The following is a 20310-nucleotide window of genomic DNA, read 5'->3' as shown; positions in this document are numbered from 1 at the left end:
GTGCATTGGCCGTCGATACATAAATATGCGTGCGGCAGCGGCGCAGTGCTCAGAAGAGCAGCAAGGCAAGAATGAGCGCAGCGATGTACGCCGCCGGGTAGAACCAGACCATCACCCGGTCGATACGCTCGGCGATCTCTTTCTGCGCCTCCGTCGCCAGCCATCTCAGGTAGAGGTTGTAGGCGACGATTGCACCGGTGATGACGAAGGTGGCGACCAGAATGGCGTCAAGGAAGGTCAGGTAGCCGAGGTGCGGCAGGTCGCCGGCGATGGTGAAGTTGAACGCGATGAAGAGGAGCAGATTGGCGCTGGCTATTTCGGCCCGCTTGCCGTAGTCCTTGAGGAGGAACGTGATGTAGGTCAGGATGATGATGATCAGGATGGGCAGCAGGATGCGGAGGATGTAAAAGGTCAGGTGACGGGCAGCCGCAAAGTGGAAGGAGTAGCGGGAGTTTTCGGTCGTGATCTGAACCGTGCTGATGTTGGTGTCGCTCGAGGTGATGTACCACTCCTCCTCCCCGAGCTGGGTGCCTACGACGGTCTTCTCCGGCCATGGCTCATAGACATACAGCCCTTCAGGGTAGAGCGAGTCGATGCGGATGTAGAAGTCCTGGGTATCGAACGGGTAGGCCCGAAAGTTGAAGTCCGGCGCCTGAAGGGTTGTCCAGAAACGCTCGAAGTAGGTGGCGGTGCCGTCGGGCTGCACCAGGATGAGCTGGTTCTGCGTCCAGCGCTGCGCCTGCTGGTTGATAAGCGTGAACTCCGGCCACCGTGACCCCTCGGCCGTGACGAAATCGTCGATGCTCCGGTAGATCTTGACCCGGCAGCCGCATTCGTCCGGGCTGAATGCCAGGGCGGGGTCTGTCCACTCCATCCAGATGTTGGCCACCGCAGCGAAGTTCTCGCTGACCTGGTCCACGCCGGTGATCTGGTCCAGTTCGACGCCGACTTTAACCCTGATGGGCTCCTGCAGGACGGGGGGGCCTCCGGGCGGTTCGTTGCCCGCGAGCACGCCGGGGGCGTTCAGGCCGGTCAGCAGGCGGAAGTCTCCCGTCGTGTTGGCCCCGTTCAGCGGGCTTGAGAGCACCTCCAGCCGGTTGTTGCTGCTGGCGCCGCCGAAGGTGTACTGGAGCGTGGCGCTGGTCCCCCCCGTTGCAGGAGCCACCACTGCGAGAGGTTTGCCGCCGTAGTCCCGCAGGATCATCGCCGGGATCAGGTCCCCGGAGGTCGCTTCGATGAAGGCGTAGAACGTGTCGTTCGTCTCTACCGGGCTCAAGGTGTAGAAGGTCGATGATGTGTTGGCGGAGAGGTTCCCCGTCACCTCCTGGACGCCGACACGCATCTTCGAAGCCGAGGCATTCAAGATCGCGATGGTGGCCCCTGTCGGTTCGGCCTGGCCGGTCAGCACCTGCGGGGCGTCGATCCCGACCAGGAGGCGATAGTCTCCGAAGGTCTGCTGGGGTTTTGCCGGAGAGCCGATCACGATCAGGAGATAGTCGCCGTCGGCGGGAATGCGGTGCTGCAGGGCGGAGTCGTAGGTGCCGTTCGTATCGTCGTTCCAGGCGAGGAAGTACCGGCCGGCAATCTCCGGGATCACCCTGAGCGGGTCCTGCCCCGCTGCAAGCGAACTGTTCACCTCGCTTGCGAATTCGTTACGCACCCGGCTCGTGTTGAGCTCAGGGTTCGTTACGGCGAGGAACGGGTCAAGGTTTCCTGAAGCTCCCTCCGCATAGGCGTACAGGGTTTCTCCCGCCTGCAGGCCGGGGAGATCGTAAATGATAGCCTGACCTGGTTCTATTCTCCCGTCCAGCTCCTGGACACTGGCATTCTCCTGCATCTGAGCGGCTCCCGTGCCCACCAGTACCCCGAGCAGGAGAGCCAGGAAGAGTGCTCTCCCTGCTGCACGGGTTCGACCGTTCCGGCTTCTTGGTTCCCGCACCGGCCAACCGGTCCCGGCACGCATCAGGTCCGCTCCATCAACAGTCCAATCACCTCTCAGACGGCGTTTATTGGATATTTTTTTGGGTTCGATCGCAGGTTTCGGCGAATTGCATTATTATTGCCGATATATTACATTTTGGGGGCGTGCGGCCTATCGCTCCGTGGAGAGTTTTCCAGGACCCCCAGCATCCCCGGACGGCTCCATCAGTATTGCCATCCACCGTGTCTCTTCCGAACTCGACAGCACCGCCTTTACAAGCAGAGTCAGCGGAGCTGCCAGAAACAGTCCCGGGACGCCGAGCACCAGCGTCCAGGCGAGGACCGAGAGGATGATAACCAGCGGGGAGATTCGGAGCGCCCGCTCGGCAGGGTACGGCAGGAGGAAGCGGCGGGCGAGAAAGTCGATGATAGAGATGCCGACCGCAACGGCAAGTGCCCCCGGGAGGCCGTGCTGGAGCCCGGCAAGCCCGATAGGGGGCACCGATGCGATAGGCAGCCCGAAGTAGGGGATGTAGCCGAGCACGACAATCAGGACCGCCCAGAGCACCGGGGCGTCGATCCCGAGGAGCAGCAGGAGAATCGCGACAGCGATACCGGTCGCAAGCCCGCTTTTGGTGCGGAAGGACGCATATGCAACCAGGTCGCTCGCGGAACGGTTGAGTTCCGCCATGGTGTCGGATCCCAGGCTTCGCACGAGTTTCCCCCGGAAAGAGGCTACCTCCAGGAGCATGAGGACGGTTACGATCAGGATGACCAGGAAATCGATGGCCAGGATAGAGAGTTCGGCGAGAATCTCCCAGAGCGGCGGGATAAGCATGGAGCCGTTCGGTGATTCGGGCGGTTGTACCGATACCGGAATTCCCAGGTCTGCAAACCACGACTGCAGCCCCACAAGCTGCGCTCGCAGAAGGTCCTGGTAGGCGGGGAGCGCGCTGTCGAGCTCGACAAGCGACAGGCTCAGGAGTGCGACGAGCAGCAGGACAACACCGGCAATCGCCCCGACCATCGCCAGCACCCCTGCCACCCGGGGCAGCCCGCGCTCTTCCAGGCGATGCACCGTCGGCGTGACAATGACCGCCAGGATGAACCCGACGAGCACCGGGCTCACAATCGCGGCGCCGAGGTGCATGCCGGTGACGATGACGGCAGTGATGATGACAACCCGGGTGAGGGATGCGAGGCGGGACGGAGCGGGCACGGTCCCCTCCCTCTTGCAGATACGATCGTCGTTAGAGGGGTTGTCCATTTCATCATCTCCGGGTCTTGCTGTTTATTTACGTATTCGTCCTCTTTGCCGCGAATAGCCTTACTAAGGATTATTTCCTGAAGATGCCGCAGGAGTAGTATATGTGCAGCACCAGCACGATCAGGAACGGGCCCCAGAGAAGGAAGTGGATCTGCTGGGAGAGCGCCTTATCGAGAAGCCCGAACGTCAGGGGCCGCACCAGCCATGGTTCCGTGATCCCGAAGCCGCTGATCAGGAAGAGGAGCGTCAATGCGAGGAGGGTCCAGGAGACCAGTTTCCGATACGTGAACCGCACCATCCTTGCCCCTTCCTATCCCCGATCGAAGAAGGATCGGTCTATGCTCCCGTTGTTCGAATACCCCCGGCTCTCCCAGTAGCCGCGGTAGTTCTCATCGTCGGATACTTCGATCCGGGTCACCCACTTCACCCACTTATAGCCCCAGCGGTCTTCGGCCACCAGCTGGAAGGGGAATCCCCGCTCCGCCGGGAGGGTGACGTTGTTCATGGCATAGGCCAGCAGGATGTCCCGGTCCTCGATGTAGGCAAGGGGAAGTGATGAGGAGTAGCCGTCCTCCGCGTAGAAGATGACCGTATCTGCCCCCGGCTCCACTCCCGCCTCCTGCAGGAGATCCTCTACTTTCATCCCCTCCCAGAGGATGGTGACGTCCCAGCCTTCCACGCAGTAGAGGGTAACAACCTTGCGGTAGTGAGGGAACCGCTCCATGAGCGCATCGTAGGAGTATCCCTTTCTGCTCTCCACCAGTCCGTCGATGGTGAGAGTGTAGGTGCTCGCATTCACATACTGCGGGCCACGGATCGAGTTCTCACGAAAATCCGTAATCGAGGAGAGCTGCTCACCCCGGTACTCCCGCACCTCCGCAGGTGCAAGCTCCGTCACTCCCGATCCGCCCCCCGCCAGGTCGAGGGCGTTGAGGGCGGTGATGGCGCCGATCAGCAATATGACTATGATCAGGCCCGTGCGACGTCCAATGCGCATGAAGGTTCCTCCACCTGGTTCCTATGGGCGCTGAAGTGTGGCACCCGGTCCACATAAACGCACTGCAGCTCCCCGGAAAGGAGTTCCGCAGGCCGATTGCGCAGCGGCAGGCTGTTCTCGGTGACGTGTCCCCTCCTTCCGGCCGGCGCTTCCGGCGTTCTCCCCTTGATCGCTCCCCCTGGCAGCCCTCAGGTTCTTCGCCCGGAGGTGCTCGAGAAGGAAGACGGCGGCGGCACCCTCTCCGGCATCGCAGGAAGGGTCCGGGCCGGCGACTACCCGGAACTTCATTCCGGGACCGGGAGGACCACGAGCCCTTCCCGGAGCCAGCCCCAGGCGTCCCGGAGACGGTTCTCCGGGAAGTAGCGAACGTCGACCCCGGAGAACCCGACAAAGAGCCCCGGCAGGTGGTTCATCCATTCCCGCCACCGCTCTCCGCCGACGACGGCGATCCGGTCGACCCTCTCCATTCCCGGCCACTGCTTGAAGGCTTCCCAGGCCTCGCCGGGTCTCCAGCTGCGGAAGCCTTCGATCTTTAAGAGGATCCGGACGTTCTGGTGATCTTTCATCGCTCGTTCGAGTTCCGGGATCAGGACGGTGGCATAATCGCTCTCGCTCAACTTCCCGTCGAACCGGAACCCGAGAACACTCCCTGAACTTTCCTTCATCCGGTCAAGCATGGGTGCTCCTATGGCCCTCCAAAGAAAAAAAGGTATGGCTGGTCGGCGGTGATGCGCCGGTGGGTACACGTATATACTCCTGTGCGGTGATAGATGGCGATGCCCCGTTCCGGCAGGGGATTGCGAGAATGGAATTGGAACTCTCAATAGGATTCATCCTTGCCCTCAACGTCGTATTCGCCGTCACCATCGTCTTTTTCGAGCGGAGAAACCCGACGGCCACGACGGCCTGGCTGATGGTCCTCTTCCTCCTGCCTCCCGTCGGTTTTGTGCTCTACCTGCTCTTCGGGCAGAATTATACCCGGCAGAAGATGTTCGTCATCAAGGAGCAGGAGGACCGTTCTTATCTCCAGGGGATCTTCGAGAAGCAGCACCGGGCGCTCGCCGGCAACCACCACCGGTTTACCACCCCGGAGGCGGAGGAGTTCCGCGACACGATCTTCCTCCTCCTCCAGAACAACCGGGCGTGCCTGACTGAGGGGAACCGGGTCGTTATCTACACCCGGGGCGAGGATAAGTTCGACGCACTCTTTGCCGCGATCCGGGGCGCACACCGCCACATCCACCTGGAGTACTTCGTCGTCAACGACGACGACCTAGGGCGGGCGGTCATCCACGCCCTCGCAGAGAAGGCGCGGGAGGGCGTCGAAGTCCGGCTCCTCTTCGACGCCATGGGATCCCGGCCCGGAGGCGGGTCGCGAGCGGCGTTCTCCGAACTGGCGGACGCCGGAGGGAAGATCGGGGTCTTCTTCCCCTCGTTTTACCGGGTCAACTACCGCAACCACCGAAAGATCGCCGTCATCGACGGGGTCGTGGGGTTCATCGGCGGGTTCAACATCGGAAACGATTACCTGGGGGAGGGGCCGCTCGGCCGCTGGCGCGACACCGCCGTCCGGATCACGGGGGATGCCGTCCGGATGCTCCAGCTCCGGTTCTTCCTCGACTGGCATTACGTGACCGGCGAGAACGCGGACCTCGAGACCCGCTACTTCTCCGGCGGGGGCTCGCCCGGCACGACGCCGATCCAGATCGTCTCCGGCGGCCCGGATACCCGGTGGAACCCGATAAAGGAGGGTTACCTCAAACTGATCAACTCCGCCCGGGAGTCGGTCTGCATCCAGACACCCTACTTCATACCGGACGAGAGCGTCACCGACGCCCTGCGGCTCGCGGCACTCTCCGGTGTCGACGTCCGGATCATGATCCCCTGCAAGCCCGACCACCCGTTCGTCTACTGGGCGACCCTCTCGTTCATCGGCGACCTGCTCGATGCCGGGGTGCGGGCCTATACCTACGACGACGGGTTTCTCCACGCAAAGACGATCGTCGTCGACAGAAAGGCGGGCTCGGTCGGGAGTGCGAACTGGGACGTCCGGAGTTTCCGGCTGAACTTCGAGGCGAACGCCTTCTTCTACGATGCGGCCGTCGGGGCCGATCTTATGCGGGCGTTCGAGGAGGATCTTGCCGTCTCCACCGAGATCACGCCGGAGGACTACCGGGCACGGTCCCTCGGTGTCCGGGTGAAGGAGTCGGTCTCCCGTCTCTTCTCGCCGCTCGGGTGAGGGCCCTCACCGGTTCAGCCGGCCCTGGACGAACTTCCTGATCCGGGGGAGGCTCTGTTCCCAGCGGGCCTGGAGGATGGGGACGGTATAGGGGAGGTGGTGCGGGAGGACCGCGGTCCCCATCACCGCCTTCTCGACGAGCGGTCGTTCGCGGCCGATGATGACGGTTTTTCTCGCCCGGACGGCATCCAGGAACTCTTCCACGGTATCGGCCTCGGCACAGGTGACGACCCCGCCGAGTTCGTGGAGGAGGTGGCCGTCGGTTCCGCCGGTCCGCCCGAGACCATGGGCGACGGCGAGCCCGGCCGCCTTCAGGTTATGTGACCGGGCCATCCCCCCGCAGATCACCTCGAGCGCGTCGAGGCGGGAGAAGATTTCTTCGCCGATGCACGCGCCGGCGACACACCGCTCGACCCCGCGGTTCAGGAAAGCGTAGCCGCAGGGGTGCGCCTCGGCGGCGATGCAGGCGTACCCCTCCCGGCGATCGAGGATCTCGGGGGTATCGAGACGTATTGCGGTGAACGGGCCGTTTCTCCGGTTCTTCTCGACGTGACGCCGGTAGAAGTCCAGAAGGTCGGAGGCCGAGTAGAAGTAGAGGAGGATGTGCGGGCCGTCGTTGGCGCTGACCTCGATCCCGGGGATGAGGGGAATCCGGATCCCCTGCCGCTCTGCATCGGCCACGCCGCCGACCTGATTGTGGTCGGTGATCGCAAGCCCGACTCTCCGGCGGGCCGCGAGTTTCAGCGCGTCCCGCACACGGGTGGCCGAGTCGGAGTGCCGGGTGTGGAAGTGGAGGTCCGCCGGGAGCAGATCGAGCCGCCGGATCTCTTCCGGCAGGGGTTTTTCGAATATGATATCCTTATAATAGTGCATGGGATCGCTGTCTGTCTGATCACCGGTAGGTTGCCCGGGGTGAAAAAAGATTGCCTGTTCTTCAGGGAGGCGGCTTTTGCGCCCTGGTTGTGTCACTCCACCTCGACAGCGGCCTCTTTTGCGGCTATCGGCTTCCGCAGCCAGTCGAGTGCGGCGTCCAGGTGGCCTTCGGTGAAATACCGCACGTCGATGCCGAAAAAGCCCACAAAGAGTCCGGGCAGGTGGTTCATCCACTCTTCCCACTTCTCCCCGCCGACGATCGCGATCCGGTCGACCTTCTCCATCCCCGGCCAGTCCTTGAGGGTCTCCCAGTGCCCATGCGGCTTCCAGCCGTGGAAGTTCACGATATGAAAGAGTATCCGGAGGATCGGGTGGCCCTTCTCCACCGCCTCGAGCGCCGGGATCAGCGTCCCGTCGTAGTCTTTGGCCGTCATCTCGCCGTCGAACCGGAACCCGACGACGTCTCCTGCACCCGTCTTCATCTGTTCAAGCATGGCGCCCCCTCTCCGGGGTGAATCAGAAAAAGGTTCCGGCCGTCACCCGTCCCCGGGTCGGTTCTCCTGCGTCACCATGCCTCGACCCGGATATCGATGTCCGCGAGTTTTTCGTAGATCCGGCGCTTCCGCACCTCGCGCCGGTAGTCATAGACGAAGTATTCGTAGGTGTCCCAGACCGTCACCCAGTTTAAGATGGTGACGAGGCCGGTGAGCAGGATCGCGGTGGGGCCGTCGAGGCGCCCGGCAATGACTCCGATGAACAGCACGGCGATCGCCGCGTTGAGGATGGCCAGGGCGAGACTGATCCTGCCCTCCCTGCGGGAGACCCTTCTGTCGTCGTCGAGGTCGGCTATCCGGAACGAGAAGTGCCGCCGGATCGTTTCCGGGAGGAGCGCGGCCTTCTCCGGCGAGAGCGACTCCCCCGGGAGACCTACGGTGATGCCGGCGATCTCTTTGAGGTTGCACCCGTCGAGATAACTGGCGATGTATTCTTCGGCAAACTCCGTGAGTTCCCGGGCGGGGAGGGGGGACGGGTCGTCCGGGTCGAGGAGTTGATCGCTCGATTTGAACCGGAACCCGATCTCCACCGCCCCGTCCCGCTCCGTCCTGGTAACCCTGACTTCCCGCATCTTCCACCCCGGTACCGCGAAGAGCCCCACAACGAAAGGGTATGCCGGGAATACGCTCCTGCACCGGGGCGTACCTCAACGAGGACCGGTCCGCAAAGGTCCAAAAAGTGAGGCGCTTGCCGCCCTCCTGCTCACGGGGAGGGTGGCGGCACCTCTGCTTTTGCCGCCGTCCCGGCCCCGAAGGCGTCCTGGAGGTTCGCCTCCTCCGCCTCCGAGAGCGACGTCCGGATGACGTGGCCCCCGAACTCCCTGATGGCGTCGACCACCCTGTCCGGCGTAATCTTCTTGACGAGCAGGAAGACCGCGGAGTTGCCTGGCCCGACACTCTCCGCGACCTCCTTGATGAAGTTGTCGTCGATGCCGTAATCGGAGAAACGCCCGGCGAGCGCGCCGGTGATCGCCCCGATGGCAAGCCCGAAGATCGGGGCAAAGAAGATCAGGCCGATCAGAAGCCCCCAGAAGGCGCCCGAGAGCGCCCCCATGCCGGCCAGGTTGGTAGCCTGCTTGATCTCGGTCTTTCCGTCCCGGTGGTGGACGACAACCACCAGGTCCTCCAGTTCGATGACGTGCTCCTTCGTCAGCTGGATGAGCCGATCTCTGACCCGGAACGCGGTTTCCTCGCCGTCATAGGCGATGGCAATCAGATCACTCATAGATCCTCCACTGCTGGGATGCAGTCGAAAATATAATTGAGGATATATATTCCCTGCGGTCGGTCCGGATCTTACTCCCGCCGGCCTCCGTTGCCCATCATCTCCCCTATCCACCGGGTCTCCTCCCAGCTCTCGAGGAAGAGCTTGACCGCGATCGTCAGCGGTATGGCAAGGAAGACCCCGACCGCCCCGAGGACGAGCCCCCAGAGGATGACGGAGAAGAGGACGACGAACGGCGAGAGGTTGAGTTCCCGCCCGGCCATCCGGGGGAGGACGAGGTTCTCGGCGGCGGCGTCGATGAGGGCGACGGCGGCGATGACGGCCACCGCTCCCGCCGGCCCGTATTCGATGAAGGCGAGGAGGGTGGGCGGGATCGCGGCTGCGACGAGGCCGATGTAGGGGACGTAGCTCAGGACGAAGGCGACAAAGCCCCAGAGCACCGCAAAGTCGACCCCGAGGAGGGTGAGGAAGAGCCCGGTCCCGACGCCGGTGATCAGGTTCACCTTCGTTCTGACCACCACGTAATCGATGAGGATCCGGCCCGACTGCGAGAAGTGCCGGTATAGGGAGTTCTCTGGCCCCAGGCGCCGCGCGAGAGCAGCCGTGAGCCGGGGCGCCTCAAGGAGAAGGAACCCGATCCCGACGAAGACGATGAAGATGTCGAAGGTGATGCTCCCGACCTGCCGGGCGAGCCCGGCCACCTGCTGGATCACGTACCCCTGGTCGATGTAGTCCCATACCGTGAAGGTCCCGGGGTCGATGCCGTAATCGGCGAGTCCGGCAGCCTGCCCCTCGAGGCTCGCCTGGTACTGCGGCAGGGAGCGGATAAACCCGGTGAAAGCCACGCCGAGGAAGGCGAGCACCCCGACGAGGAGCCCGATGAGGGCCACGACCACCGTTCCGGCGGCGAGGACCGGGGGCACTCCCCGCCGGGTCAGCCACGTCATGACGGGCGCGGTGATCATGGCGAAGAAGACGGCGACCAGGAACGGGCCGAGGAGCGGGGCGGCCGCCCGGATCCCCGCGAGAACGATGACGACCGCCGCCCCGACGATCGCGATCCGGGCGGGGGGGGAGAGGCTCTCGGCGGTCATATTCACAGAAAAGGTATGGGCGTTCCGAAGAGAAAAGAGTTTTCCGGGCGGTGCGTCACTCCTTCTCCCGGACCAGGGGCTCCGCCGCCCGGATCGCCTCCATGAGTGACTCCCCGACGATCGGCGTCGCGAAGAATATGTTCCTGTGTCCGATGGCCGCCGCCGCCCCGGTCCCTTCCAGGCCCGATAGAAGTCGGGGGTCGACCTCGGCGAGGATGAGCCGGTTCCCCCCGGCCTCGACCTGGCGGGCATAGCGTTCCAGCATCCGGAAGAGCCCGGTGCCGGCTTCGACTCTCCCCCGGAGGGCGAGAACCACGACGGCGCCTTCTGCCCCTTCCGGGGACGGAAGCGAACGCTCGATCGCCCGGAGGGTGGCGAAGTAGACGTTGCCGGAGACCGAGAGGATGGTAAGGCGACCGCCCGGGAGCCGGTTGGGCGCCGGTTCTTCCCGGAACATCCCCCCTCCCGCCGGGACGAGGCGGACCACGGTTGCCTCCCGGGTGGAGGTGACCAGGTAGATGGCAAGCGAGAGGAGGACGCCGACGTAGATGCTGTACTGGAGCGGCAGGACCTGGGTGGAGACGAAGGTGGCGACCATCGCCCAGCGCCCGGAGCGGGAGTACCTGCAGATGCAGGCGATCTCGTGGGGCCGGTTCATGAGTTCGATCCCGATGAGGATCAGGATGCCGGCAAGGGCCGGGAGCGGGATCAGTTCGGCAAGCGGTCCCGCGATGGCGACGACCAGCCCGACAAGGGCGCCCGAGATGAGATTGGCCATCCGGGTCTCTGCCCCCGCGGCGACGTTGAGCGCCGTCGCCGAGAGCGACCCGCCCGCCGGTGCGCACTGGAGGAAACTGCAGAGGATGTTCGTGATTCCCTGTCCCGAGAAGTCCCGGTTCACGTCGGCGATGGTGCCGTCGGGCTCCGGGGTCGTCTCCGTGATCCCGACGGTCATCACGAGCCCGATGATGGCGAGGGCGAGCGCCGGGACGAGGAGTCCGGGCGCGAGGGCGAGGTCGGGGATGACGGGTAACGGGAGGCCGTCGGGGATCGCGGCGACATCGCCGACGAGCGCGATCTCCGGGAATACGGCCCCAACGAGGAGGGCCGCGATGACGATCGGGAGGACGAGGGCGACGGAACTGAGGTGCGGCACCCGCCGGAAGACGAGGACGAGGGCGATGGTCAGGAGCCCGACCGCGATCGCCTGCGGCTGGATCTCGCCCGCATGAAGGATGAGGTCGGGCACGGCGAGGATCCGGATCGCTTCCCTCGGGAGTTCGTAGCCGGTGAGGTTCCCGAGCTGCCCGAGGACGATGAGGAGCGCTGCTCCCGTGACAAACCCGGTGAGGACGGCGTTCGATACGAACCGGGTCAGGCTGCCCGCCTTGACAAGCCCGAACCCGAGCTGAAAGAGCCCGATAAGGAGCGTCAGGACAAAGAGGGTGGCCGGGACGTCGGCCTCCGGGACCGGGGCGAGGACCGAGTAGATCGAGACCGCGAGGACGTTTGAGAGCATCACCTTGAGGTAGGAAGAGCCGGTGAGGAGCGCCCCGATCGCCGTCGAGAACGTGACGGTGTAGAGGCCGTAGATCGGGTTTATCCCGGCGACGAGGGCGAACCCCATCGCCTGCGGGATGCCGACGAGGGCGGTGGTCGCGCCGGCGACGAGGTCGGCAGGAAGGCTCCTCCTCCAGTTCGTCTCACCGGCGGGCATGCTCGGTGAGGGTGCGGGGTGCGGGATATAGGTTGCCCCCGGTCGATCTTTCGATGCGGTGCCGGGCAACTCTTCGGAGATTCCGAAGGGTTCGGGGGTTGAGTGTCCCCTGGCGTTATGGTCTGGCCGGTTATGGCGTCGCCCTGAGCAGGCGGCGTCATACCGCTGGACCATCGGGACCGGTGCCGTCGACGCCCTGACGGAAGGAGGAAGGCCGGGCATGACGGCCGGCAACGGTTCCGCTGCTCCAGACGGACAACTTTTTCCCCTCCGGGCCGCCCCGGAGCCCGACCGCCGGTGGGAACCCGGTCATCACCGTAACGGGGAACCTGCCCTCCTGCGATGCTGGATAAATATGCCCTCTATTCTACAATCCGGCCAGCAACGATACCTTTATCTGCCGTATACGAGACCATGGCCCGCGCACGGGATAGGGGCACCAACCGGTCGAGCGATATCCGTCTCGCGCTCCAGCTTCCGCGACCAGCGTCCTGCGTGGTGCAAGCCCTCCCGGCTACGCACCATCGAGAAAGGGATTATGATGATCTTAAAACGAACATCAATCCGGATGGCTGTTGCCGTGGCCCTCCTGGCTGCGCTGGTCGTTGCGCCAGCGGCGGCATTTGACAGCCCCGGCACAGCCGGCGATACCGTCTTCATTCAGGTCCCTGCAGCAGGATCTGGCGCTGAAACAGCAGGGGTGATAGGGACCATGACCGCCGGGATGCCCGGCATCGCTGTCAGCAAGAGCAGTGTTATCCGTGGAAGCGACTTCGTTGTGACCGTCACCGGCGAGCCGCGCAAGGAGTATCATCTCTCTGTCAGAGAGGTTGACGGCCTTGGTCCCGGAGAGCACCCGGAGATCGCACCCGGCCAGGTTGGTGTGACGAACAACACCGGCTCCGCAGTGACTGTTACGACCAACGCCGCCGGTACCCGGTCCGTCCAGTTCGACACCAATCAGAGCACCGGCGAACGGCGGTTCACGATCCGCGTCGAGGATCCGGTAAACCCGGATGTTTTCGATGAGGCCGAAGTGCTCGTCGAGAGGGGTGCCGTGACCGTCGTTGCATCCGGCACCGGCTTCTACTATATAGGCGACGAGATCGTCTTCTCCGGGACCAATACCGATAACGACGTCACCTACCTCTTCCTGACCGGCCCGAACCTCCCTCCTAACGGCATCGGGTTCGAAGATCTCAGGAAAGGGATTCTCAGTGCAGGCGTTCAAACCGGCAACGAGAGCACCTTCACCCGGGTGGACGTCGATACCGACGATACCTGGACTTATCGGTGGAATACTTCTCTCCTCTACACCAGGATACTGGATGCCGGCGGTTACACCGTTTATGCTCTCTCGGAGCCCCGCGCCAGGAATGCTCTCAACGGTGCTCCCTATAGCACAACTTCCATACAACTCCGGGCTCCTTCCGTTGAGGCAACCGCGAACGCCGTCGTCGCGAAGGGTGACGATCTGGTGATCACCGGGACTGCGACCGGCGATCCGGCCAATGTCCGCGTATGGATATTCGGCGAGAACTATTACAGGTTCCAGCAGCCTGCTCCTGTCGGCTCCGATGGCACGTTTGAGTACATTATCCCGTTTGAAGATACGATGGTCATGCAGACCGGGCGTTACGACGTCGTCGTCCAGCACCCCTATGACGATGCATTCGACGTCCGGGTTTCAGGGACCACGCTTATGGGCAACGACATAACACCCGTCAATCTTACTGCTCTGCAGCCACACGAAGCGGCCGACGCACTGATCGCCGCCCTTGACTCTCAGTTCATTGACACGTATACGAATTTCACCTTCATTGTCGAGGAGCCCCGGGTCCTCATCGACCCGATCGGCGAGCAGGCCACGGGAAGCACGTTCACAGTTGCCGGCACCACGAACCTCGCGGCCGGCAATCTGCTGTCCGTCGAGGTGATCCCGGTTGCCGGTCCGGTCGATAACAGTACGGACGCCGGTACTGTAGCCGTCGTGAAGGGTGACGGTCTGAACAGGTGGTCTTTCGAGGTCGATGCGACCGGCTTTCGGCCGGGTCAGTACACCGTCACGGTTGAGTCGATCAGGACGGCTGCGATCCAGACTGCGACCTTCACCGTGATCGGGAGTCGAGAGTCTCCGCTCTCCGGCGACAACCTCACCCTCGCCCCGGGCTGGAACTTCATCTCGATCCCCCGGCCGCTTGCGGCAGGGAACGACACCGCAGCAATCTTTTCTACCGTCGATACCGACGGCCACTCAGTCCTCCGCTACGACACCGCCGGCGGGGCGTGGATAGCCCTCACACCGAGCGACCGCCTCGTCCCCCTCGAAGGGATCTGGATCTACTCGGCCGGGCCCGCGACGGTCGCCCTCAACTTCTCGACCGCCCTCCCGGTCTCGCCCCCGGAGCGCAGTCTCGCGGCCGGCTGGAACGCCGTCGGTTTCCCCGGCACCTCCCCGATGACGGCACGGGACGCCCTCTACTCGGTCGACGGGCAGTGGACGATCCTGATCGGGTTTAACGACGGGGCGCAGGCCTTCGAAGCGGGGGTCGTCAACGGCGGGAGCGGCCAGAACGCCGATACGAGAGTGGTCTACCCCGGCCGGGGCTACTGGCTCTACATGACCGGGCCGGGCACCCTCGGCGTCATGGGAGTGTGATGCGAATGAGACGGTTTTGCTCTTCCTCCTCGCCCTCGCGGGAGCGGCATCAGCCATCTCATCCTCCTGCGGAGTTCTCGGGTATGGTCACGATCGACAAAAGCCCGGCGCCGGCCGGGCCCGTCATCACCGCCCGGATCGATGATCGTGACTGCGAAACGCCCCCTCACCGCCATCGAGGTCTTTGGCGGTGACGTCCTCTTTGACGAACGCCTGATCACCAGCGGGGGACGCCGGTGCCGGGAAGACGATCACCCTTTCGGTAGTGCTGCTGCCGGGACCGCGGCCTGCACCCCCGGCCCCTCCGCAAGCCTTGCTCTCGCGGTGACGAAGAGCACGACGCCCGGCGGCTCATCCGGCGGTGCCCCTCCGGCCCCGTGGCTCACCGCTCTTTTGACTCTGGCCGGGGCAGCGCTCCTCCCCCGGAGCCGGCGCTGAGTGTCTTCTGCCCCGGGGCATCTCTCCCGCATCCTGTCACGGCAGTACTATGCGCAAATGAAAGAAGAGTAGTATGGTCCTCTGCCGCTATAAAAAGACGTTTTTGAAGGATCTGGCTAAAGTTCACCCGAACTATCGAGAGAGGATCGAGGTTCTGGCGTTTGAGAAGATCCCCGTGAAGAGATCTACGGCGTCTTCCCATGACGAATCTCTGGTTTACTACCGGTGATCGCCCGGACTCACCCTCGGGCAGACCTCTCTTCGCTATTACAATTCATCCACAAGGCGGTTTGCCGCCTAAAACCATTTAATATATTTATGCGCATATGTGTAATACTGGAGGTGATACACCATGCCAGGATTTGATGGAACCGGACCGGCCGGCCGTGGCCCGATGACGGGCGGCCGCCGGGGACGGTGCGTTCCGCCCCGGTCTGCGGCGGCGGAAGGCGAGTCCGCGACGCCGGTGCTTCGCGGCATCGGCCGGAGCGGTATCCCGTGGGGATGCGGTCGCGGCTCTGGCCGCGGCGGCCGGGCACGCGGCCGGTGGTAACGGTCGGTGCCGGGCCGAAGCGAAGGCACTATCTGCATGTGGGACGGAGTTCTTCTCCAGAGATGATACCGTGAACGAGAACGAGCCCGGCGAGGGGCGGTGCCGCCGCGGGCGCGGCCGGCCCCGGGTCCGCCGGATGATCGGGAACCGGGAAGCGTTCCGCTGTTTCGGCCCCCTCTGCGGGGCGCCCGACGAGGTCGTCCTCCTCCTCCCCGAGGAGGTGGAGGCCCTGCGGCTCGTCGACCTCCGGGGGCTCGAACAGGAAGAGGCTGCCGTTGCCCTCGGCGTCTCCCGAAAGACACTCTGGCGCGACCTCCACGAGGCGCGGGCGAAGGTCGCCGACGCCCTGGTCCACGGGAAGACGATCCGGATTGCCGGGTGCGGCCGCCGGCTGGAGGAGGGGTGTCCGGAGGATGAGGACGTCGCCTTCGATCCGTCGCCCCGGTAACTGGATCTACAGGTATCAGATCCGAACTTTTTTTTGAGGCGTGAGTCGATCCGGAGGGCTTCGAACCCGGGGCCGCAGTATCACGGGATGGAGACGATTCAAAACCCGATAAGACCGTGTACGACTAGTTCATTCCCATATCGCGCAGTTGGTTGGTACTGTCATCGAACGACTGGTGGATTGTGAAATATTGCACCCGTCCGGCTTTGATGCATTCCCTGACGGCACGCTCCCGTTTACTCAGGTTGGCGGCTTTACCTGTTTTTATCTCGACGAACACCACCTTCTGCACTTCCTCGCCGTCGGACAATCCGTCGAAGACGATGAGATCGACCGGAGTCCCCAAAAACCGTGCATCCTTTGGATTGTAGGGGAAGTCGGGGAAATACGGGATGAGGCACTCCGTGACCTTCCCCCGGGTCACCGATTGGCTGCGCTTTACTGCATCGGTGCGGATGTTTCCCTCTTCGTCCAGTCTCCACTTTTCGAAAAGAATTTTTGCTTTTTCGTCCGAAAGCCGCCTGAGTTCCTGTTCCTTCCAGTTTTCAATATCTTCTCGTTCCCTCCGGCGCCAGGATTCAAATATCTCTCGTGCTTTTTGTTCGACCTGACCTTGAATCCTGGAATACTTGTAAAATAGTGCTAAAACCGCAAGAAACAGTAAAAGGATGACGGCCCATTCGATCATAGTCCCAGGAAACTCTCACGTCCCGGTAGATAGGCCTTTCTAACGGATTTCCCTGCAATGCATCGGATAAACGCTCGTTTGTGTAGCCGGCCCTTTATGTACCGGAGATCCTCACGGAGTGCTCGTAAAACATGGGCCCGGAGGGATTCGAACCCACGACCGCCCGGTTATGAGCCGGGCGCTCTGACCGGACTAAGCTACGGGCCCGAGAATCGTGATGCAGCCGGCCTGAATTCGGAAAGGCGCATTCAGTTCGGATCTCCGGGATTTTGCCGGAATCTCACTGCATATAAATATTGTTCTGTGATCATAAAAACATTGTGCGCGTTCTGCAGGGCACCCGCATACCCGACAGGCGTAACGTCCAGAAGTCCGCCGTGCAGACCTGCCGACGGATCTCTGGCACCTGTAGTATGAGAGACTGCCTGCAGAATGCTCCGGAAAACTCCCTACCGCATCTTCTGGTGCTGCTCTTTCCACTGCATCCAGTTGTTGTAAGCGTTCATATCCTTCTGCTTGAGTGTCTCCTGGATACTGTTGTCGATCTCAGTGGTCGTCATCCCGCTGTGCGTGCTCTCCTGGATCTGCCGGGTGATCTCGTCCGCCAGTTGCTGGTCTGCTCCGGCGTTCTGCACCGACCTCCTGATCTTGTCAGGATTGAACTGCTCCTCCTGGTTGTTGGTCTTCCGGACCATGGTCTCCTGCCAGGGCCGGGACTCCATCTGCTGTTCCGCCATTATCATCACCACATCAATACCTGTTCTGCCTTCCTCGAGGTTTGGGTGTCCGTTGTATTTCGGCTCTTTTTCCCCCGGATAACGGTTTCCGGGCGCTCCACCCAACCCCGCTTCGGTTGCAAGCTGCAGCCTGCCGGGCAACAGTGGGATATCGGATACTTATAAGTTGCGGCTGTCGGCCATCGTGCTCTTCCCACCGAACCGATGGATTAACGGCGCCTTCCCGGGCGGCGAAAAACCGAACGACTCTTCTACGTGGGGCGTGCTGGCGGCGCCGATGCGGAGGAGAGATCGTCCGGTGAAGGGTGCGTGAATCAATAGAGGTCGGCGGTGTGAGCAGGCAGTTCTCGCCACTCCCTTTATCCGTGCAGATCCGGCCCTTACCCCTCCCTCGCCGCCTCATCGGCGTCGCGGATGACCGAGAGGACCTCCCGCTTCTTCTCATCGAGGAGACTCCTCGTCTCCGCCTCCACGTTCAACCGCACCACCGGCTCGGTATGGGAGCGACGGATGTTGAACCACCAGTCGGGATAGGCCGCCGTCAGCCCGTCGAGTCTGTCAAGCTCCGCGTCGTGGTAGCGCGCCGCAAGCACCGCGAGCACTGCCGCCGGTTCGCTCACCCGGAGGTTGATCTCCCCTGTCGAGGGGTAGCGATCGAGGGGCTTGACGAGTTCGGAGAGCGGCCGGCCGCTCGCGGCGATGAGGTTCGCGATCTGGACCATCGTCAGGAGCCCGTTGTCCGCAAAGCCCATCTCCCGGTAGTAGTAGTGCCCGGAGAGCTCACCGGCGAAGAGGGCGTCTTCCTCCCGCATCAGGGCCTTGATGAAGGCGTGGCCGACCCTCGAGCGGACGCCCCGCCCTCCTGCCCGCTCGATCGCCTCGCGAACAGCCCGGCTGGACCGAAGGTCGTAGAGGATCGTCGCCCCCGGGTTCTCCTCGAGCAGGAACTCCGCGATGAGCGCGGTCACCAGGTCCTCCCGGACCCGTTCGCCCCGCTCGTCGACGAACCCGCACCGGTCGCCGTCGCCGTCGAACGCGACCCCCATGTCAGCGCCCTCCGCGACGACCCGGTCCTGGAGCTCCCGGGTGGTCTCCGGGTCGAGCGGGTTTGCGTGGTGGTGGGGGAACCGCCCGTCGGGCTCGAGGTAGAGGGGCACCAGACGCCACGCCGGGACCCTTGAGAAGAGCCGGGGCACCTCCGGTCCGATCATCCCGTTCCCGGCATCCACGACGATCGTGAGCGGTTTCGGCGCCCGGACGAACCCGGTCACCTTCCCGATGTAGGCATCCAGCATCTCGACCCGCCGGCAGGACCCGCCGGCACGGGCTGCCGGCTGCTCCTCGACCCTCGTCTCGAGAAGCGGCAGATCCCGGTCGCCGGAGAGAGGGATGGCGTTCTCCCGGGCGAGTTTGAACCCGTTCATCTCCCCGGGGAGGTGGGAGGCCGTCACCATCGCGCCGCCGTCGAACCCCCCGGCGATGATCGCGTAGTTGAGGAGCGGGGTGCTCGCCATCCCGATATCGGCGACCTCCGCCCCGGCCTCGACCGCCCCCTCTATAAACGCCCGGGCAAGCGATGCGGACGAGAGCCGCATGTCGCGCCCGACGACGACCTGCTCCGCCGCAAGGAGCCGGACGAAGGCGTTCCCGATCCTCTCTGCCGTCCCCTCGTCGAGCTCGTCCGGGTAGCGCCCCCGGATGTCGTAGGCCTTGAAGATGCCGACCATCACGTCACCTCCCGGAGCGGCGACATCTCCCGCAGGCGCCCGATAATCCCCGGGAGGACCTCGAGGACGTAATCGACGTCGTCGTCGGTGTTCCGGGGCCCCAGGGTGAGCCGGAGCGAGCCGTGAGCCTCCTCGTGGGGGAGGCCGCAGGCGGTCAGGACGTGCGAGGGCTCGAGCGACGCCGAGGTGCAGGCGCTCCCGGTCGAGGCGGCGACCCCGAGGGCGTCGAGCATGAGGAGGATCGACTCCCCCTCGACGTAGCGGAACGCGACGTTGACGTTATTCGGGAGCCGCTCGACCGGGTGGCCGTTTAACCGGGTATCGGGGATCGCCTCCAGGCTCCCCCGGATCAGCCGGTCCCGCATCGCGGCAAGCCGGGCGGCGTTCCGGGGCATCCCGGCGACCGCAAGTTCGATCGCCCGCCCGAGCCCCACGATCCCGGGAACGTTCTCGGTCCCGGCCCGCCGGCCCCGCTCCTGCGCCCCGCCGTCCATGAACGTCCCGATCCTGGTCTTCTTTCTGACATAGAGCGCTCCCGTCGCCTTCGGGCCGCCGAACTTGTGGGCGGAGATGGCGAGGAGGTCGGCCCCCATCTCTTCGACATCCACCGGGAAGGCCCCGATCGCCTGAACAGCGTCGGTATGGAACGGGACGCCGTGGTCGTGGGCGACTCCCGCAATCGCCCGGACCGGCTGAATTGTCCCGATCTCGTTGTTCGCGGCCATCACCGAGACGAGGACTGTCCGATCGGTGATCGCCTCCTCGACGGTTCCCGGATCCACCCGGCCGAACTCGTCGACCGGGAGATAGGTCACCCGGTAGCCCTGCTTCTCGAGCGCCCGGCAGGTATGGAGGACGGCGTGGTGCTCGATTGCGGAGGTGACGATATGGTCGCCCTTCTTCCGGCTCGCCGCCGCCACCCCCTTGACCGCCCAGTTGTCGGCCTCCGTCCCGCCCGAGGTGAAGAAGATCTCCTCGGGACTCGCGCCGATCGCCGCCGCCACCCGTCCCCGCGCTTCTTCCACCGCCCCCTTCGCCTCCCGGGCGAGGGTATAAAGCGAGGAGGGGTTCCCGAACCGCTCCGAGAAGTAGGGGAGCATCGCCTCGACGACCTCGGGCCGCGTCGGTGTCGTCGCCGCATGGTCCATGTAGACCGAACGTCTCCGCTCCATCC

The 20310-nt window shown here is 63.8% G+C and carries 21 protein-coding genes and 1 tRNA gene; 6 read left to right on the top strand and 16 right to left on the bottom strand.

All coding sequences use genetic code 11. The features are described 5' to 3' along the window. Positions 1-49: 49 nt before the first annotated feature. The 5 genes from DIC75_RS01730 to DIC75_RS01710 all read right to left on the bottom strand — a co-directional run bounded on the left by DIC75_RS01730 (position 50) and on the right by DIC75_RS01710 (position 4861). Positions 50-1837, bottom strand: coding sequence for a ligand-gated ion channel (locus tag DIC75_RS01730; RefSeq protein WP_250986291.1), 1788 nt, complete (start codon positions 1835-1837; stop codon positions 50-52). Positions 1838-2092: 255 nt separating this feature from the next. Beyond that, positions 2093-3187: an AI-2E family transporter gene (locus DIC75_RS01725; RefSeq protein ID WP_250986290.1), complete on the bottom strand. Its 1095-nt coding sequence runs from the start codon at positions 3185-3187 to the stop codon at positions 2093-2095. 70 nt (positions 3188-3257) lie between these two features. Further along, positions 3258-3485: a hypothetical protein gene (locus DIC75_RS01720; protein ID WP_250986289.1), complete on the bottom strand. Its 228-nt coding sequence runs from the start codon at positions 3483-3485 to the stop codon at positions 3258-3260. A 12-nt stretch (positions 3486-3497) separates the two neighbouring features. Further along, positions 3498-4184, bottom strand: a complete 687-nt coding sequence (locus DIC75_RS01715; protein WP_250986288.1) for a molybdopterin-dependent oxidoreductase — start codon at positions 4182-4184, stop codon at positions 3498-3500. A gap of 284 nt (positions 4185-4468) precedes the next feature. Further along, positions 4469-4861 (bottom strand): SpoIIAA family protein, encoded by a 393-nt coding sequence (locus DIC75_RS01710; RefSeq protein WP_250986287.1) that lies wholly within the window; start codon positions 4859-4861, stop codon positions 4469-4471. Positions 4862-4989: 128 nt separating this feature from the next. Between DIC75_RS01710 and cls the strand changes: the two genes are divergently transcribed. Further along, positions 4990-6423, top strand: a complete 1434-nt coding sequence (gene cls / locus DIC75_RS01705; protein ID WP_250986286.1) for a cardiolipin synthase — start codon at positions 4990-4992, stop codon at positions 6421-6423. Positions 6424-6429: 6 nt separating this feature from the next. On the opposite strand, the gene DIC75_RS01700 is transcribed toward cls, so the two are convergent. The 6 genes from DIC75_RS01700 to DIC75_RS01675 form a co-directional block, all read right to left on the bottom strand. Next, positions 6430-7296, bottom strand: a complete 867-nt coding sequence (locus DIC75_RS01700; protein ID WP_250986285.1) for a PHP domain-containing protein — start codon at positions 7294-7296, stop codon at positions 6430-6432. 92 nt (positions 7297-7388) lie between these two features. Further along, positions 7389-7790: a SpoIIAA family protein gene (locus DIC75_RS01695; RefSeq protein WP_250986284.1), complete on the bottom strand. Its 402-nt coding sequence runs from the start codon at positions 7788-7790 to the stop codon at positions 7389-7391. Positions 7791-7861: 71 nt separating this feature from the next. Beyond that, complete coding sequence (locus DIC75_RS01690; RefSeq protein WP_250986283.1) at positions 7862-8422, bottom strand: hypothetical protein; 561 nt, start codon at positions 8420-8422, stop codon at positions 7862-7864. Positions 8423-8553: 131 nt separating this feature from the next. Beyond that, on the bottom strand, positions 8554-9075 hold the full coding sequence (locus tag DIC75_RS01685) for a DUF1269 domain-containing protein (protein WP_250986282.1): 522 nt from the start codon (positions 9073-9075) through the stop codon (positions 8554-8556). Positions 9076-9146: 71 nt separating this feature from the next. After that, the gene (locus DIC75_RS01680) at positions 9147-10169 is read right to left on the bottom strand and encodes an AI-2E family transporter (RefSeq protein ID WP_250986938.1); all 1023 of its coding nucleotides are present in this window, start codon (positions 10167-10169) and stop codon (positions 9147-9149) included. A gap of 55 nt (positions 10170-10224) precedes the next feature. Beyond that, positions 10225-11886 carry a SulP family inorganic anion transporter gene (locus DIC75_RS01675; RefSeq protein WP_250986281.1) on the bottom strand — a complete coding sequence of 554 codons (1662 nt, stop codon included), beginning with the start codon at positions 11884-11886 and terminating at the stop codon, positions 10225-10227. A gap of 568 nt (positions 11887-12454) precedes the next feature. On the opposite strand from DIC75_RS01675, the gene DIC75_RS01670 reads away from it, so the two are divergent. From DIC75_RS01670 to DIC75_RS01650, 5 genes are all read left to right on the top strand, one after another. Next, positions 12455-14545 (top strand): hypothetical protein, encoded by a 2091-nt coding sequence (locus DIC75_RS01670; RefSeq protein ID WP_250986280.1) that lies wholly within the window; start codon positions 12455-12457, stop codon positions 14543-14545. Between the two features lie 147 nt (positions 14546-14692). Then, positions 14693-14983: a hypothetical protein gene (locus DIC75_RS01665; protein WP_250986279.1), complete on the top strand. Its 291-nt coding sequence runs from the start codon at positions 14693-14695 to the stop codon at positions 14981-14983. 73 nt (positions 14984-15056) lie between these two features. Further along, a complete protein-coding gene (locus DIC75_RS01660; protein WP_250986278.1) occupies positions 15057-15212 on the top strand; it encodes a hypothetical protein in 156 nt (51 codons plus the stop codon). Positions 15213-15335: 123 nt separating this feature from the next. Next, on the top strand, positions 15336-15536 hold the full coding sequence (locus tag DIC75_RS01655; protein ID WP_284738342.1) for a DUF5320 domain-containing protein: 201 nt from the start codon (positions 15336-15338) through the stop codon (positions 15534-15536). Between the two features lie 70 nt (positions 15537-15606). Further along, a complete protein-coding gene (locus tag DIC75_RS01650) occupies positions 15607-15984 on the top strand; it encodes a DUF134 domain-containing protein (protein WP_250986277.1) in 378 nt (125 codons plus the stop codon). Positions 15985-16108: 124 nt separating this feature from the next. On the opposite strand, the gene DIC75_RS01645 is transcribed toward DIC75_RS01650, so the two are convergent. From DIC75_RS01645 to nifS, 5 genes are all read right to left on the bottom strand, one after another. After that, positions 16109-16672: a Holliday junction resolvase-like protein gene (locus DIC75_RS01645; RefSeq protein ID WP_250986276.1), complete on the bottom strand. Its 564-nt coding sequence runs from the start codon at positions 16670-16672 to the stop codon at positions 16109-16111. Positions 16673-16804: 132 nt separating this feature from the next. Beyond that, positions 16805-16879 (bottom strand) — tRNA-Ile (locus DIC75_RS01640). A gap of 242 nt (positions 16880-17121) precedes the next feature. After that, a complete protein-coding gene (locus DIC75_RS01635) occupies positions 17122-17409 on the bottom strand; it encodes an ATP cone domain-containing protein (RefSeq protein ID WP_250986275.1) in 288 nt (95 codons plus the stop codon). 380 nt (positions 17410-17789) lie between these two features. Beyond that, complete coding sequence (locus tag DIC75_RS01630; protein WP_250986274.1) at positions 17790-19136, bottom strand: phosphomannomutase/phosphoglucomutase; 1347 nt, start codon at positions 19134-19136, stop codon at positions 17790-17792. Beyond that, the gene (nifS, locus tag DIC75_RS01625) at positions 19136-20308 is read right to left on the bottom strand and encodes a cysteine desulfurase NifS (protein WP_250986273.1); all 1173 of its coding nucleotides are present in this window, start codon (positions 20306-20308) and stop codon (positions 19136-19138) included. Before nifS ends, DIC75_RS01630 begins: the two co-directional genes overlap by 1 nt. Positions 20309-20310 lie beyond the last annotated feature (2 nt).

This window comes from Methanoculleus oceani, from assembly GCF_023702065.1.
GTDB classification, from domain to species: Archaea; Halobacteriota; Methanomicrobia; order Methanomicrobiales; family Methanoculleaceae; genus Methanoculleus; species Methanoculleus oceani.
The sequence above is the reverse complement of the archived record's forward strand: the minus strand, read 5'-3'. Positions and strand labels throughout refer to the sequence as shown.